General features: G+C 35.1%; 12 protein-coding genes. All 12 read left to right on the top strand.

Annotation, left to right across the window (positions count from 1 at the left end):
* The first annotated feature begins 67 nt into the window (after positions 1 to 67).
* The 12 genes from CGC58_RS08960 (at position 68) to CGC58_RS08905 (ending at position 14915) form a co-directional block, all read left to right on the top strand.
* Positions 68 to 1294, top strand: a complete 1227-nt coding sequence (locus CGC58_RS08960) for an HD domain-containing protein (RefSeq protein ID WP_095896406.1) — start codon at positions 68 to 70, stop codon at positions 1292 to 1294.
* 217 nt (positions 1295 to 1511) lie between these two features.
* On the top strand, positions 1512 to 2513 hold the full coding sequence (locus CGC58_RS08955) for an AAA family ATPase (protein ID WP_095896405.1): 1002 nt from the start codon (positions 1512 to 1514) through the stop codon (positions 2511 to 2513).
* Between the two features lie 15 nt (positions 2514 to 2528).
* Positions 2529 to 4109 (top strand): DNA methyltransferase, encoded by a 1581-nt coding sequence (locus CGC58_RS08950; protein WP_095896404.1) that lies wholly within the window; start codon positions 2529 to 2531, stop codon positions 4107 to 4109.
* Positions 4110 to 4113: 4 nt separating this feature from the next.
* Positions 4114 to 5862 carry an AIPR family protein gene (locus CGC58_RS08945; protein WP_095896403.1) on the top strand — a complete coding sequence of 583 codons (1749 nt, stop codon included), beginning with the start codon at positions 4114 to 4116 and terminating at the stop codon, positions 5860 to 5862.
* A 4-nt stretch (positions 5863 to 5866) separates the two neighbouring features.
* On the top strand, positions 5867 to 6640 hold the full coding sequence (locus CGC58_RS08940) for a TdeIII family type II restriction endonuclease (protein ID WP_095897177.1): 774 nt from the start codon (positions 5867 to 5869) through the stop codon (positions 6638 to 6640).
* Positions 6641 to 6693: 53 nt separating this feature from the next.
* Complete coding sequence (locus CGC58_RS08935; RefSeq protein ID WP_095896402.1) at positions 6694 to 7560, top strand: DUF58 domain-containing protein; 867 nt, start codon at positions 6694 to 6696, stop codon at positions 7558 to 7560.
* Between the two features lie 110 nt (positions 7561 to 7670).
* Positions 7671 to 9272: a hypothetical protein gene (locus CGC58_RS08930; protein ID WP_095896401.1), complete on the top strand. Its 1602-nt coding sequence runs from the start codon at positions 7671 to 7673 to the stop codon at positions 9270 to 9272.
* Between the two features lie 15 nt (positions 9273 to 9287).
* Positions 9288 to 10289 carry a vWA domain-containing protein gene (locus tag CGC58_RS08925; protein WP_095896400.1) on the top strand — a complete coding sequence of 334 codons (1002 nt, stop codon included), beginning with the start codon at positions 9288 to 9290 and terminating at the stop codon, positions 10287 to 10289.
* Between the two features lie 55 nt (positions 10290 to 10344).
* Positions 10345 to 11376 carry a vWA domain-containing protein gene (locus tag CGC58_RS08920; protein ID WP_095896399.1) on the top strand — a complete coding sequence of 344 codons (1032 nt, stop codon included), beginning with the start codon at positions 10345 to 10347 and terminating at the stop codon, positions 11374 to 11376.
* A 51-nt stretch (positions 11377 to 11427) separates the two neighbouring features.
* The gene (locus tag CGC58_RS08915) at positions 11428 to 12321 is read left to right on the top strand and encodes a tetratricopeptide repeat protein (protein WP_095896398.1); all 894 of its coding nucleotides are present in this window, start codon (positions 11428 to 11430) and stop codon (positions 12319 to 12321) included.
* 52 nt (positions 12322 to 12373) lie between these two features.
* The gene (locus CGC58_RS08910; RefSeq protein WP_095896397.1) at positions 12374 to 14137 is read left to right on the top strand and encodes a BatD family protein; all 1764 of its coding nucleotides are present in this window, start codon (positions 12374 to 12376) and stop codon (positions 14135 to 14137) included.
* Positions 14138 to 14162: 25 nt separating this feature from the next.
* Positions 14163 to 14915, top strand: a complete 753-nt coding sequence (locus CGC58_RS08905; protein WP_095896396.1) for a tetratricopeptide repeat protein — start codon at positions 14163 to 14165, stop codon at positions 14913 to 14915.
* Positions 14916 to 14919: the final 4 nt, after the last annotated feature.

Raw genomic sequence — 14919 nt, 5'->3', positions numbered from 1 at the left:
GTTTCTGTTCTATTTTCTATTTGTGAAATTCATTGATTTTCCGTAAGTTTGCGAATCTAATTTTTCAATTGTGAAAAGAAACAAATTAAAAATCATTAATGACCCCGTTCACGGATTTATTCATATTCCTAACAGCCTTATCTTTGACCTGATTGAACATCCTTATTTTCAACGATTACGACGCATTACTCAGATGGGATTGTCCTATTTGGTGTATCCCGGAGCAAGGCATACGCGATTTCAGCACGCTTTAGGATGTATGCACCTAATGCAAAAAGCTGTTGAAAATCTTCGATATAAAGGAATTGAAATTTCCGACAAAGAAGCCGAAGGACTTTATATTTCCATTTTATTGCACGACATCGGTCACGGACCTTTTTCTCACGCAATGGAACACAGCATCGTGAGTAACATAGCACACGAAGAAATTTCGTTGTTGTTTATGCAAGAACTTAATCGTGAATTTAAAGGAAAATTGGAAGTCGCTATCGAAATTTTCAAAGGTAGTTATCCTCGTAAGTTTTTACATCAACTTATTTCAAGTCAGCTTGATATGGACAGGTCGGACTACTTAAAACGCGACAGTTTTTATACCGGCGTGGCAGAAGGAAATATCAATCCTGAGCGTATCATATCAATGCTCAATGTGCGAAATGATGAATTAATGGTCGAAGAAAAAGGAATTTACTCAGTTGAGAAATTTCTGGTAGCACGCCGACTAATGTATTGGCAGGTATATCTTCATAAAACCAGTGTTGCCGGGGAACAGCTGCTAATCAGAGTTTTAAAACGTGCTAAGGAATTAATTCAGAATGGAGAAAGTTTACCAATGTCAAGCTCTTTGATGTTTTTCGTTAAGAATAAAGTGAGCAAGGAGCAATTTACAAAAGATATATTGGATAAGTTTGCATTGCTTGATGATGTTGATATTATTTCTGCTATGAAAGAATGGCAATTCCACTCTGATTTTGTTCTTTCCAAGCTAAGTAAAATGCTTTTGTACAGAGATTTACCCAAAGTAAAATTACAAAATTCCGAATTTGACTCAGATAAATTAAACGTTTTATATGAAAAAGTTTCTTCCGCTTATAACATATCAAAGGAAGAGGCTGCATATTTCGTTTTTTCGGACAAAGTTTCTAACACAGCATATGATTCAAAACAGCAGAGAATAAACATTTTGACTAAAAAAGGCAAAATCATAGATGTTATTAAGGCATCTGACCAGCTTAATTTGGAGGCTTTATCAAAACCTGTTGTAAAACACTATCTTTGTTATCCAAAAGATTTATAATTAAATCATTACGAACAAAGGAAAAAGAAAAACTTATTACAAGATACGCATTATTTTATGTTTTTCACATTTAAATATTCAATTCTTTTTCCTAACCAATTAAATATTTTAAATTTTTTTAACACAAAAGAAAAAAAATATTTATAACTTGCGTGCATAAACGCTATAAGCCAACTTATTATTGATTAAAAAACAAATTTATATATACTAATTTTTTATGGAACATAGAACACCTGTCGATATTGGGCAAATCAACGAACGAATTGAGAGAGAAAGCGTATTTATTGATGCATTAACTTCTGAAATGAACAAAGTTATTGTAGGTCAGAAGCATATGGTGAATGCATTGCTTATAGGTCTGCTCGGGAAAGGGCACATTTTGCTTGAAGGGGTACCAGGACTTGCAAAAACGCTATCCATCAACACTTTGGCGAAAGCAGTTCACGGAAGTTTTAGCCGAATTCAGTTTACGCCCGACTTGCTTCCTGCCGATGTTATCGGAACAATGACTTACAACATCAAGCAAAATGAATTTTCTATCAAGAAAGGACCTATTTTTGCCAATTTCGTGCTGGCGGACGAGATAAACCGAGCCCCAGCCAAAGTACAATCCGCCTTGTTGGAGGCAATGCAAGAGCGACAAGTAACCATCGGCGACTCAACCTTCAAACTTGATGCTCCTTTTATGGTAATGGCAACCCAAAACCCCGTAGAACAAGAAGGAACTTATCCGCTCCCCGAAGCACAAGTGGATCGTTTTATGCTCAAAACGGTTATTGATTACCCGAAACTCGATGAGGAACAACGCATTATGCGTGATAATTTGCTAAACACGCAAACAATCGTGAACCAAACGGTATCACTCGAACAAATTTTGAAAGCACAACAAGCCATTCGTGAGGTGTATATGGACGAAAAAATCGAAAAATACATTCTGGACATCATATTTGCAACGCGTTATCCTGAAAAATATGGTTTGTCGGAGCTAAAACCACTCATTAACTTCGGTGCTTCACCTCGTGGTAGCATCAATTTAGCAATGGCATCGAAATGTTACGCCTTCATTAAGCGTCGCGGGTACGTAATTCCAGAAGATGTGCGGGCGGTTGTGTTCGATGTGTTGCGTCATCGTATCGGAATTACGTACGAAGCCGAAGCCGAGAACATTACCTCTGTTGAAATGATTCACAAAATTGTAAATACCGTTGAAGTTCCGTAGCATAACAATTTATTAATGAGTCAGTTATTTACAATAAAAGATGCCAGCCAATGGGCTACAGAATATACTGGAAAGAAGGTTACTTCTTCCAACATTTCGTATTTGGTACAATATGGAGTTATAAAGAAATTTGACATTGCAGGAAACACACAGATTGATAAAAATGAGTTAAAAGCCTATTACAATTCTCAAATAAAAAATCGAGAAGAAGATTGGAAAGAAAAGCTGGGCAATGACTTAAATTGGCATCTTTCATTCGACCAATATAAAGAAGCTGAAACCACCAAACACGTTCATCGTTTGCATCCATATAAAGGAAAATTTATCCCTCAGTTGGTAGAATATTTTTTGGATAATCATACTGATGAATTTAAAAAAGCAGTATTTTTCCAAGCAAATGATATTGTACTTGACCCATTTTCTGGAAGTGGCACGACAATGGTTCAAGCCTGTGAATTGGGCATTCACGCTATTGGAATAGATATTTCTGTTTTTAACACCTTGATAGGAAATTGCAAAGTCGGAAAATATCAATTGGCTGACATTCAAAAGGAAACTAAACAAATTACGGATAAGTTAAAATCATTTTTAACCGAAAAACATATTACGGATTTTGATAAAGAATTGCTTGATGCCTTAAATGAGTTTAATAAAATTCATTTTCCTGTTCCTGAATACAAGTATAAGCTTCGTCAAAAACAAATTGATGGTAAAGTGTATGGAGCAGAAAAAGAGCAACTATTTTTGGAACAATATTTTTCTCTGGTAGATAAATACAATATTCAACTCAAACAAGACAAGGCAGAAACCTTTCTCGATAAATGGTATATCAAAAATATTCGTGAAGAAATTGATTTTGTTTTTGATTTGATAAAGAAAATTGAGAATCCAAGCACAAAAAGAATTGTTACTCTTATTTTGAGTCGTACCATTCGTAGCTGTCGTGCCACCACTCACGCCGATTTGGCAACATTAGTAGAACCTGTAACTACAACCTATTATTGCGCCAAACACGGAAAAATTTGCAAACCTTTGTTTTCTATTTTAAAATGGTGGGAAACCTACTGCAAGGATACGATAAAACGACTGCAAGAATTTGATACAAGACGAACCAATACATATCAGATTTGCTTACAAGGCGATAGCAGAAATATTGATATTTTTGAGCAATTAAAGTTAAAAAATCCTGAATTTGCACAGTTAGCAAAAGGGCAAAAGATTAGAGGTATTTTCTCATCACCGCCGTATGTGGGGCTGATTGATTATCACGAACAGCACGCTTATGCCTATGATTTATTTGGGTTTGAACGCAATGACGAGAAAGAAATAGGACCTTTGTATAAAGGACAAGGACAAGAGGCTAAAAAATCGTATGTAGAAGGTATTTCAGCAGTTTTGAATAATTGTAAAAAGTATTTAGTAGAGGATTACGATGTATTTTTAGTGGCGAATGATAAATACAATTTATATCCGCAAATTGCCCAAAATGCAGGAATGCAAATTGTTAATCAGTACAAACGTCCCGTGCTCAATCGTACCGAAAAAGATAAAAATGCGTATGCGGAAATTATTTTTCATTTAAAAAGCAAGGTTTAAAGTTATGGATAGTATAATAAAATCATATTTAAATAATTTTATAAATAGATATAGCATAGATTCATCTATTCCTGAATCTGATAAATTTGAATATTTTTCGACTTTTAGTATTCTGTCTCAAGAAATTAATGGAAATATTTTAAAAAATGATTTAGAAACAATATCCACAGGAAAAGCAAAAGGAGTTGATACTATTGCTTTTAGTATTAATAAAAAATTAATCCTAAATAGTGATGAGCTAAATAATTTCAGTAATCAAAGTTTATTTGTTGATGCATTTTTTATTCAATCAAAAACATCAAATGGCTTTTCAGATTCTGAATTAGGAAATTTCCTAGATGTAATTATAGATTTTTTTTCAGATTCTCCCAAATATAACATTCCTGAATTTGAAAATTCCAAGGATATATATTCAAAAATAATTGAAAATCTTGCGAATGTAAGAGAATTTAACTTACATTGTTTATATGTTTCTTTAGGAAATAAGCAAGAGGGTTCAACAACAATTGGCGCAACAAAAGACATAAAAACAAAACAACTGAAAAAATATGACTTATTTGATAATGTTAATGTTGAATTAATTGATAAAACCACGCTATTAAAGTATCATAAAAAAGTAATTACCCCATTACGTTCAACTATTAAGTTTGAGAATAAAATCCAGTTGACTGGAATAACTGATGTAGAGGAGGCTTATATAGGGTTTATTCCATTTTTAGAGTTTAAAAAATTAATAATGGATGAATCTGAGACAAAAATAAAAAGTCTTTTCAATGATAACCTAAGAGATTTTTTAGGGCTTGATAATCCTATTAATCAAGGAATTAAAAAAACATTACAAATGAATAAGTTCAATGAATTTTCTTTACTAAATAATGGGGTAACTGTAATTGCAGATTCAAATATAGGAAAGGGAAACACTCTAATTCTTGAAAACTATCAAATTGTAAATGGATGTCAAACATCAAATGTTCTTTTCGAGTGCAAAGATATTCCAAATATAGACAATGTGCTCATTCCTCTTAAGGTAGTAATTACAAAAAAGGAAGAACTAAGAGATGAAATTATTTTAACTACAAATAGCCAATCAAGATTTACTGAAGAACAATTGTTTGCTATTACACAATTTCAAAAAACATTAGAAGATTTCTATACTTCAAATAAAAATTTGGATGGCTTGTATTACGAAAGAAGAACAAATCAATATATAAATCTAAGTATAAATAGGGGAAATATTATAGAAATTAGAGAACAACTTAAAAGTTTTATAGCAATGTTTTTTGACTTACCACATTTAGTAGCAGGGAATATAGGTAAAGTTATAAAAATTCATAAAGATAAATTTTTTCAAAAAGATCACGAACCGATTTCATATTATGTGTCGGGACTTTTGTCTTCAAAATGGGATAAATTACTATTAAGAGAGGATAAAGAGTATAAGCAGTTTAACAAATATCGATACCATATATTTATGGGGGTTAGATACTTAATTGAAGATCTACCATTTCAAAGCAGTTATCTGAACAAACCTAAAAATTACTCTATTAAAACATCTGAAGGAAAAAGAGAAAATAGTTTTAATAAATTACTTCAAGTTATAAGAGATGAAAATAATTTGGAACAGGTTATAGATACAGCTATAAATATATTCAAAACAGTCGATTATGAGCGCACGAAAAGAGGTGCGTACTCTGGACCTATAACAGATGAGTATATTAATAAATTACAAAATCATATTAATTCAGAAAATTAGAAAAATGCTCACACCCCAACAAATAACTAGCATCGAAAATACCTTGCGTCAGAGTTTGCGAAATAAGTTTCAAAACTATAATCCCGAACCTGCCGTAATGCCCTTCCATACACGGCTTTTAGGCAAAGACCGAATGGCGTTGTTTTCGTTTATTCATTCACTCAATACCAATTTCGGGACGAGTATTTTTGAACCTGTGGCGAAGTCGTTGGCAGAATCGAGGTTTAAAGTTGTAAAAACACAAGCTACAGCCGGCAATCAGATAAGTAAACAGGCACAAGAGGTTATTCAAGAAATAATGGATAATTTAACGGCTTCATTTTCAAAACCTAATAAATTTGATGAAATAGAAGCCATTAGAAAAGTTTGTCAATTGGGCGAAATGAAAACCGTAAAACCCACCAAAGTGGATATTTGGCTGGAAACTTACGAAAATGAATTATTTCTGTTCGATTTAAAAACAGCCAAACCTAACAAAGGTGGTTTTAAAGAATTTAAACGTACACTTTTGGAATGGATAGCTTGCGTTTTAGCAGAAAATCCTGAGGCAAAAATCAATACCCTGATAGCTATTCCTTACAATCCGTATGAACCAAAGCCCTATTCACGTTGGACAATGGCAGGAATGTTGGATTTGGAAAATGAACTTAAAGTCGCTGAAGAATTTTGGGATTTTTTGGGAGGAGAAGGTACTTATCAGGGTTTGCTGGATTGTTTTGAAAGAGTAGGTATTGAGCTACACGCTGAAATTGATGCGTATTTTAAAAGATTTGTTTAAACTTACTGGTCAAATATTTGTGATTTTATAGATACATAAACACATCTAAATCAATGGACACCAAAGAAATATTAAAAAAAGTACGGAAGATTGAGATAAAAACACGTCGGCTTAGCGATAATATATTCGGGGGAGAATATCATTCTACTTTTAAAGGGCGTGGAATGACTTTTTCCGAAGTGCGTCCGTATCAATATGGTGATGATATTCGCTCAATCGACTGGAATGTTACGGCTCGCTATAACGAACCTTTCGTGAAAGTGTTTGAAGAAGAACGCGAACTTACCCTTATGCTGATGGTGGACGTTAGTGGAAGTGAACTTTTCGGAACTTCACAGCAATTCAAAAGCGAAATGATTACTGAAATTGCCGCCACACTGGCTTTCTCGGCACTTCAAAACAATGACAAGACCGGACTCATTCTGTTTTCCGACCAAATAGAACTGTATATTCCTCCAAAAAAAGGAAAATCACACGTTTTGCGTATCATTCGTGAGCTTATTGAATTTGAACCGAAGAGTTACAAAACAAACATTGCCCAAGCGTTTGAGTTTTTGAGCAGTGTAATGAAAAAAAAGGCGATTGTTTTCGTGTTATCCGATTTTATGGACAGAAACTACGAAAAACCGGTTCGTATTGCCTCACGTAAGCACGATGTTACGGGCATTCGGGTCTATGATGCAAAAGAAACGACCTTACCTAATTTGGGTTACATCACGGTAAAAGATGCAGAAACGGGTGAATTACTGCTGGTCAATACCGGTTCAAAAGCAACACGACTCGAATACGAGAAACATTATCAAGAAACGGTATCTTATTTTGAACATTTATTGCAAAAATCGGGAGCGGGAACCGTAAGTTGCCGCTGTGATGAGAGTTATACGCAAAAGCTATTGGGATATTTTAAACGAAGAGGGTAGTTTTTCAATGAAAAATGAACAATTAACAATGAAGTAGGAAAATTCTTCAATGAAAAGGAAGAATAAATGATAAATTAAAGAGGAATTTTGACGAATAATGAAAAATCAGAATGAAAAATAAGATTTTATACGCTCTATTGCTATTGGTTTCGGGCTTAAAGGCACAAGAAATTCAGTTTGAAACCGACACCAAAGAGATAAAGATAGGAGAACAGATAAAATATAAAATATCCGTGGAAGCATCTGACGGAGAGGCTGTTTTATTCCCTGACGGACAGACTTTTTCCCCGCTGGAAATGGTGCGGACTACGCCTATTGACACTTTATCCAAAGGAGAAAAAATCCGTTTGGAGAAGGAATACTTCCTCACGCAATTCGATTCGGGAAATTATACCATACCCCGCCAACGAATCCGCATAAACGCCACTGATTTTTATACAGATTCGCTTCGAATTGAGGTGCGTTCAGTAGCGGTGGACACCTTAAAACAGCCCTTGTACGACATCAAGCCGATTATGGAAGTAACTCCGTCCAAAAGCACAAATCTATGGTTATGGATTGGTTCAATTTTGGCTTTGATAGCCTTAGGTTTGCTCGCTGTTTACTTGTTTATATTTCGGAAGAAGCGACTTTCACAGGAAGAAATAATGAGAAATCTTCCTCCGTTTGAACGAGCTATCGAAGAACTTAAAAAACTGCAAAATTCTAAATATCTGATAGAATCAAAGCACAAGGAATATTACTCGGAACTGACCGATATCATTCGTAAATATTTGGAAGAAGAAGTACATATTTCTGCCAAAGAAAGTACCAGCGATGAATTACTTGAAAAAATTCATCTTTTGCAACAGGACGGAAAACTTAATCTTACGCTTGAAACTATTTCCAACCTCAAAAGGGTATTGCAAACTGCCGATTTGGTAAAATTTGCCAAAAACAAGCCATCGGACAACATTGCAGAATATGACCGAGAGACCATTGAAGATGTAGTTGTAAAAACGAAAAAGGCTATTCCAGAAGTTTCTGAGGATACAGAAAACTATCATAATGAGCAAATTAAAGTTTTACAAGAAAAGAAACGCAAAAAGAAAAAGATTATAAACATAATTGTAGCTACAATAGCAGTTGCTCTGGTGGGAATATTTTCTTACTACGTTACATACAACTTTTTTGGGGGTAATTCTATCCAGAAAATTAGTAAAACCGAATGGGTAACAAGTGATTATGGATATCCAATTACAGAGCTTACAACTCCAAAAATATTAACACGTAGGCAAATAATTGATATTAAAGGCTTTGAAGGACTTGTAAACAAGCAATATGTATTTGATTTCGGAAGCATCAATTCTGAATTGTACATAATGACAAGCATTATTACCTTCAAACAAACAGGTTCAGACCAAAAATTTGAATTAGACCCTGAAATGGTCAATGAAATCGTACTTTCGCAGTTAGATGCAGCCGGAGCCAAGAACATTACAACCCTCAGAGAGGAGTACACCACTCCAAGCGGCGTGCAAGGAATCAAAGTTTCAGGCAAAATGACACTGAACGACGAAAAAAGTAAAAAGCCCTTTGATGCTGGTTACGAGCTGTATAGCTTTACCGAAAATGGTGCATTACAGCAATTGCTTATTACGCATATTGATACTCCACAAGCGGGAGAAATCGCTCAAAGAATATTGCATTCCATTAACTTTAAAAGAGATTGATAAAGAAATTTACGTATGTTCAAAGATATAACTTTTGCAAATCCAACCTTTTTTTGGCTGTTGTTGCTTATCCCATTAATGATATTGTGGCATTTCTTTTGGAACAAAAAATCAAAAGCCTCGCTCACGGTATCAACAACCAGTGCTTTTAAAAAAGTAACATCTTGGGAAAGTGGATTATATCACTCCTTATTCATTTTCAGAATATTGGCTACTGGTTTAATCATTGTTGCTTTGGCACGTCCGCAAATGCGTTCGGAATCGGCTAAAACCAAAATTACGGACGGCATAGACATTGTAATGGCAATTGATGTTTCGGCAAGTATGCTTTCACAGGATTTAAAACCAAACCGTTTTGAGGCTTTAAAAAAAGTGGCTTCACAATTCGTCAAGGAACGTCCGTCCGACCGTATCGGACTGGTTATCTATTCGGGAGAAAGTTATACTAAAACACCCGTAACCAGTGATAAGTCCATCATACTGAGTGCTCTTAAAGGACTCACTTACGGGCAAATTGAGGACGGAACCGCCATAGGAATGGGACTTGCCACTGCCGTGAACCGACTTAAAGAGAGTAAAGCCAAAAGCCGAGTAATTATTCTACTTACCGACGGGGTAAACAACACAGGTTTTATTGACCCGCAGACTGCGGCAGAAATAGCAGCGGAATACGGCATCAAAGTTTATACCATTGGCATCGGTACAAACGGTATGGCACTCTCTCCGTATGCCCTGAACGCCGACGGAAGCATTATGTATCGTATGCAACAGGTCGAAATTGATGAACCACTGATGAAAAACATCGCAAAAACTACCGAAGGACGCTATTTCAGGGCTACCGACAATAAAAAATTGGAAGAAATATACGCTGAAATCAACAAAATGGAAACCACAAAGATTGAGGAATTTAAATACACGCAAGTCGATGAAAAATTTCGGCTTTTGGTCATCATCGCAGGGCTACTATTATTGCTTGAATTTTTGCTCAAACATACCATTTTCAGAAATGAAATTTAGTTGATTTATCTCTCTTCATTAAAAAATTGCAATATCTTATTTCAAAACAATAGTTATGATACACATTGACGAAAAGATATATTTATGGTATATACCAATCATAGCATTTATGTTTCTTGCTTTTGTTTTATCACAAATCCGAAAAAGAAGAAAACAGAGACATTTTGCCGATGAAAAACTTTTAAAACGATTAGCCCCTGACCGCTCGCAGTTCAAACCTTGGCTAAAATTCAGTTTTTTGGTTGTCATCATTGTGCTTTTATGTATTGCTTTGGCTAATCCGAAAATCGGCACGAAAATTGAGACCGTAAAACGCGAGGGTGTGGACGTTGTCTTTGCCATTGACGTATCAAAAAGTATGCTTGCCGAAGATGTAGCCCCCAACCGTATTGAAAAGGCCAAACGCTTAGTGTTTGAAACAATGAACGAGCTGAAAGGCGACCGCATCGGGATAGTTGCATACGCTGCAAGTGCTTATCCATTATTGCCTTTGACTACCGACCACTCGGCGGCGAAAATGTTCTTGCAAAGTATGAATACTGATATGCTTTCATCGCAAGGTACAGCCATTCAGGAAGCAATCCGAATGGGAAGTAGCTACTTCGATGAAAACCAGCCAACAGCACGCATTTTGGTTATTATTTCGGACGGAGAAGACCACGAAATGGGAGCCACAGAAATCGCATCAGAAGCACTAAATCAAGGAGTTACCATTTACACCATCGGAGTAGGCTCAGAGAAAGGTGCTCCCATACCAATTAAAGAAGGAAATACACAAACTTACAAACGCGACCGAAATGGGGAAGTAGTCATTACTCGCCTAAATGCGGAATTATTACAGCAAATCGCCCAAAATGCGGGAGGAAAATACACAGACGGTAACAATACCAAACAAGCTGTTGAACAGATTGTAAAAATATTGGACGGAACCGAAAAAAGTGAATTTGAAACACAAAAGTTTGTAGATTACAAAGACCAATTTCAATGGTTTTTGGCAGGAGCATTGCTTCTTTTGATATTAGATTTATTTATTTTTGAAAGAAAAACATTGTGGGTTAAGATGTTAAATCTATTTAACGAATCGTAAGCCTGTTTTTTTCTTATTTTTTTAATGAATTATCATATTTTTATCTGAAAAATGACACGAAATTTATTTTACATAGTATTTTTGATAGGATTTTCTTCTTTTGCACAAAATAGAGAAATTCAAGAGATGACAAAATCAAAAGAAATATCAAAGAAATACACATATCAAGGGAATAATGCTCTGAAAAATGACCAGCCCGTGCAAGCCGAAGTTGATTACCGTAACGCAATTGCCAAAAACAAGGATAATGGCATCGCTCAGTATAACTTAGGCACGATGTACTACAAACAAAAAAGTTACGATGAAGCTTTTACACGTCTGAAAAATGCATCAACTTCCAGTGAAATAAGCAGTGAGGAAAAACATCAAATATTTCACAATCTGGGAAATACCTTTATGCAAGAAAAAGCCTATGACAAAGCCGTGCAAGCTTATAAAGAGGCACTTCGCAACAACCCTACTGATGAGGAAACTCGGTATAATTTGGCAGTTGCACAAGATTTACTAAAGAAAAATCCTCCAAAACCCGAAAACAACAAGGATAATCAAGACAAACAACAAAATCAGGATAACAAAGATAAACAAAACGACCAAAACAATAAGGATAACCAAGACAAAAAAGACCAAAATAAAGACAAACAGGACGAAAAAGACAAAAACGAGGATAAAAATAAAGAAAAAGACGACCAAAATAAACAAAACCAAGACGAAAACAAGAAAAATCAGGACAAAAACCAAGGAAAAGACAAAAAAGACCCTAAGCAAGATAAAGAAGATAAAAATAAAGAGGGTGAAGGAAAGGAGCAAAATCGTCCATCTTCATTGTCTCCTCAACAAATGGAACGCATCTTAGAGGCAATGAACAATGAAGACCAAAAAACACAAGAAAAAATCAATGCACAAAAAGTAAAAGGAAATCGGTCAAAATCAGAAAAAGACTGGTAACAAGAAAATAATATACTAATGAAAAGCAGATTAAGCTAAAAACACAATGAAGATGAAATACCGCATATTATTTTTTATTAGTTTTGTAGTCAATCTATTATACTCACAAAATATAGAATTCACTGCCAAAGTAAGCAAAGAGAAATTAGGCTTAAATGAACGTTTACGAATCGAATTTTCGGTGAACAAAAACGGAGATAACTTCACGCCTCCGAATTTCAAGGACTTTACTGTGGTGATGGGACCTTCTCAGTCCGTTTCCGAGTTGTGGATAAACGGAAAACGCAGTTTTTCAAAAACTTACGGATATATTTTACAACCTACCGCTAAAGGAAAATTTACCATTGGGCAGGCTACCATTGAAATTGACGGAAAAACTCACAAAACATCGCCGATTCAGATAACAGTTACGGAAGCTGTGAACAATCCGTCGATGGATAAAACAAGTAAGGACGTGGCTTCTGACAATTTGTTTTTAGTTGCAGAAATTTCAAATTCAAATCCGTATTTGAATGAAGCCATCAGCGTTGTGTATCGCTTGTACGTTGGCGGACAAGTAGCACTCAATAATTTACGTTCGGTAGATATGCCTAAATATCCTAATTTCTGGAGCCAAGAAATCCGATTACAAGGTGATTATGACGTAGAAAATTGCACATATGATGGGAAACCTTTCCGATGTATCGTTGTGAAAAAAGTAGTTCTATACCCGCAAAAGGACGGAAATATCACCCTTGAGCCTCTCACATTGGAAGCCATTTTGAGCGTTCCCACCGCTGAACGCGATTTCTTCGGAAGACCAATTATGGACCAGATTGCCAAAAGAGTAACTTCGGGCAACCGAACCATAAACGTAAAATCTTTGCCGGAAGAAGGAAAACCGGCTAACTTCTCAGGTGCTGTGGGAGAGTTCTCTTTCAATGTAACTACTTCAAAAAAAGAATTGAAATCCAATGAAAGCTTGCAAGCCAAAGTGGAAATTTCAGGAAGCGGAAATCTCAAGTTATTTGATATGCCAAAACTGACCTTCCCAACGGCTTTGGAGGTATATAATCCAGAAAAGAAAGACAATATAACCACTTCTATTTCAGGAATGAGAGGTAGGGTTGAGGAATTTTACACCGTAGTTCCTCAATTTAAAGGAAAATATCCTATTGCAGGCGTATCATTTTCATATTTCAATCCAAAAACTGAAAAATATGAAACCTTAAATTCTGATGAAATTTGGATTGATGTTACCGAAGGCCCAACGGGAGGCGGTCAAAACTCTGCAAATAACGTTGTTAAACAAGATGTTAAGACGCAAGGCAACCAGTTCCGTTTTTTGCAACTTAATCCTGATTTACAACCTATTGGTAAAAAACTGTTTTTCGGTTCAAGAAGTTATTATTTATGGCTATTCCTACCTTTGCTTTTAATCCCGATTGCTTTAATCCTATGGAAAGCTAAGCAAACAAGAGCCGGCGACATTGAAGGAAATAAAGTCAGAGCAGCAAATCGATTGGCGAAGAAGTATTTAAGTGATGCCAAACGAAAACTAAATGATAAAAATACATTTTATGAGGCATTAGAACGAGCCTTGCATAATTATCTGAAAGCCAAATTAAAAATCGAAACTTCAGAAATGAGCAAAGAAAAAATATCGGAATTACTTTCAGTACGAAGTGTAAATCAACAAACTATTTCAGAATTTTTAGGATTGCTCAAAAATTGCGAAATGGCACGTTACTCTCCGTTTGACACGGTTTCTATGGAGAACGATTATCACAAATCTGTTCAAACTTTATCCGAATTAGACAAACAAATTCGGAGATAATTTCAAAAACTAAAAAAGAAAGAAAATGAAAAATATTCTATACATAATTGCTTTATTTACATCGTTTTTAGGATTTTCACAAAACAATGATGTTCTTTTTTCAAAAGCTACTGAAAGTTACAATTCTGGAAATTTTCAAGAAGCGGTAGAAAATTATATGTCTATTTTGAAATCAGGGTTTGAATCATCGGCTTTGTATTACAACTTAGCCAATGCTCATTACAAGCTGAATCACGTGCCTGAAAGTATTTATTATTATGAAAAAGCATTGAAACTCAACCCTGAAAATGAAGATGCTAAAAATAACTTGGTGTTTGCCAATCAGATGACCATCGATGCAATTACTCCGCTTCCGAAAACGTGGTTTAAAAATCTGTCCGATTCTATAACGTCACTTTTTTCGTTGGATGTGTGGGCGATTATTTCAATTTTAGGAATTTTTGCCTTTGTAATTAGCTTTTTGTTGTATTATTTTTTAGAAAAAACGATTCTCAAACGTATCTTTTTTACAACAATGCTTGTGGCGATAATTTGCAGTATTGGAACATATTTTATTGCTGATTTTCACAGAAATAACATTGAGAAAGAAAAATTTGCAATTCTTTTTGATAAAACTGTGCGTGTTTTTTCCGAGCCAAACGCTTACAGCAACGAAGTTTTTTCACTTCACGAAGGCACGAAAGTAGAAATTATTGAAAGCCTCAACGATTGGGTGAAAATAAAATTGGCTGACGGAAAAATAGGTTGGGCGAAAGAAAGTACTTTACGATTCTTGTAAGTAC

Origin of the sequence: Capnocytophaga stomatis (assembly GCF_002302635.1) — a bacterium.
Taxonomy (GTDB): Bacteria; Bacteroidota; Bacteroidia; order Flavobacteriales; family Flavobacteriaceae; genus Capnocytophaga; species Capnocytophaga stomatis.
This window is presented reverse-complemented; position numbering and strand designations above follow the sequence as displayed.

Excerpts from the sequence above, each read along its gene's own strand:
- CGC58_RS08955 (WP_095896405.1), top strand. The coding sequence starts at position 1,512 with ATGGAACATAGAACACCTGTCGATATTGGGCAAATCAACGAACGAATT.
- CGC58_RS08950 (WP_095896404.1), top strand. The coding sequence starts at position 2,529 with ATGAGTCAGTTATTTACAATAAAAGATGCCAGCCAATGGGCTACAGAA.
- CGC58_RS08945 (WP_095896403.1), top strand. The coding sequence starts at position 4,114 with ATGGATAGTATAATAAAATCATATTTAAATAATTTTATAAATAGATAT.
- CGC58_RS08940 (WP_095897177.1), top strand. The coding sequence starts at position 5,867 with ATGCTCACACCCCAACAAATAACTAGCATCGAAAATACCTTGCGTCAG.
- CGC58_RS08935 (WP_095896402.1), top strand. The coding sequence starts at position 6,694 with ATGGACACCAAAGAAATATTAAAAAAAGTACGGAAGATTGAGATAAAA.
- CGC58_RS08930 (WP_095896401.1), top strand. The coding sequence starts at position 7,671 with ATGAAAAATAAGATTTTATACGCTCTATTGCTATTGGTTTCGGGCTTA.
- CGC58_RS08925 (WP_095896400.1), top strand. The coding sequence starts at position 9,288 with ATGTTCAAAGATATAACTTTTGCAAATCCAACCTTTTTTTGGCTGTTG.
- CGC58_RS08920 (WP_095896399.1), top strand. The coding sequence starts at position 10,345 with ATGATACACATTGACGAAAAGATATATTTATGGTATATACCAATCATA.
- CGC58_RS08915 (WP_095896398.1), top strand. The coding sequence starts at position 11,428 with ATGACACGAAATTTATTTTACATAGTATTTTTGATAGGATTTTCTTCT.
- CGC58_RS08910 (WP_095896397.1), top strand. The coding sequence starts at position 12,374 with ATGAAATACCGCATATTATTTTTTATTAGTTTTGTAGTCAATCTATTA.
- CGC58_RS08905 (WP_095896396.1), top strand. The coding sequence starts at position 14,163 with ATGAAAAATATTCTATACATAATTGCTTTATTTACATCGTTTTTAGGA.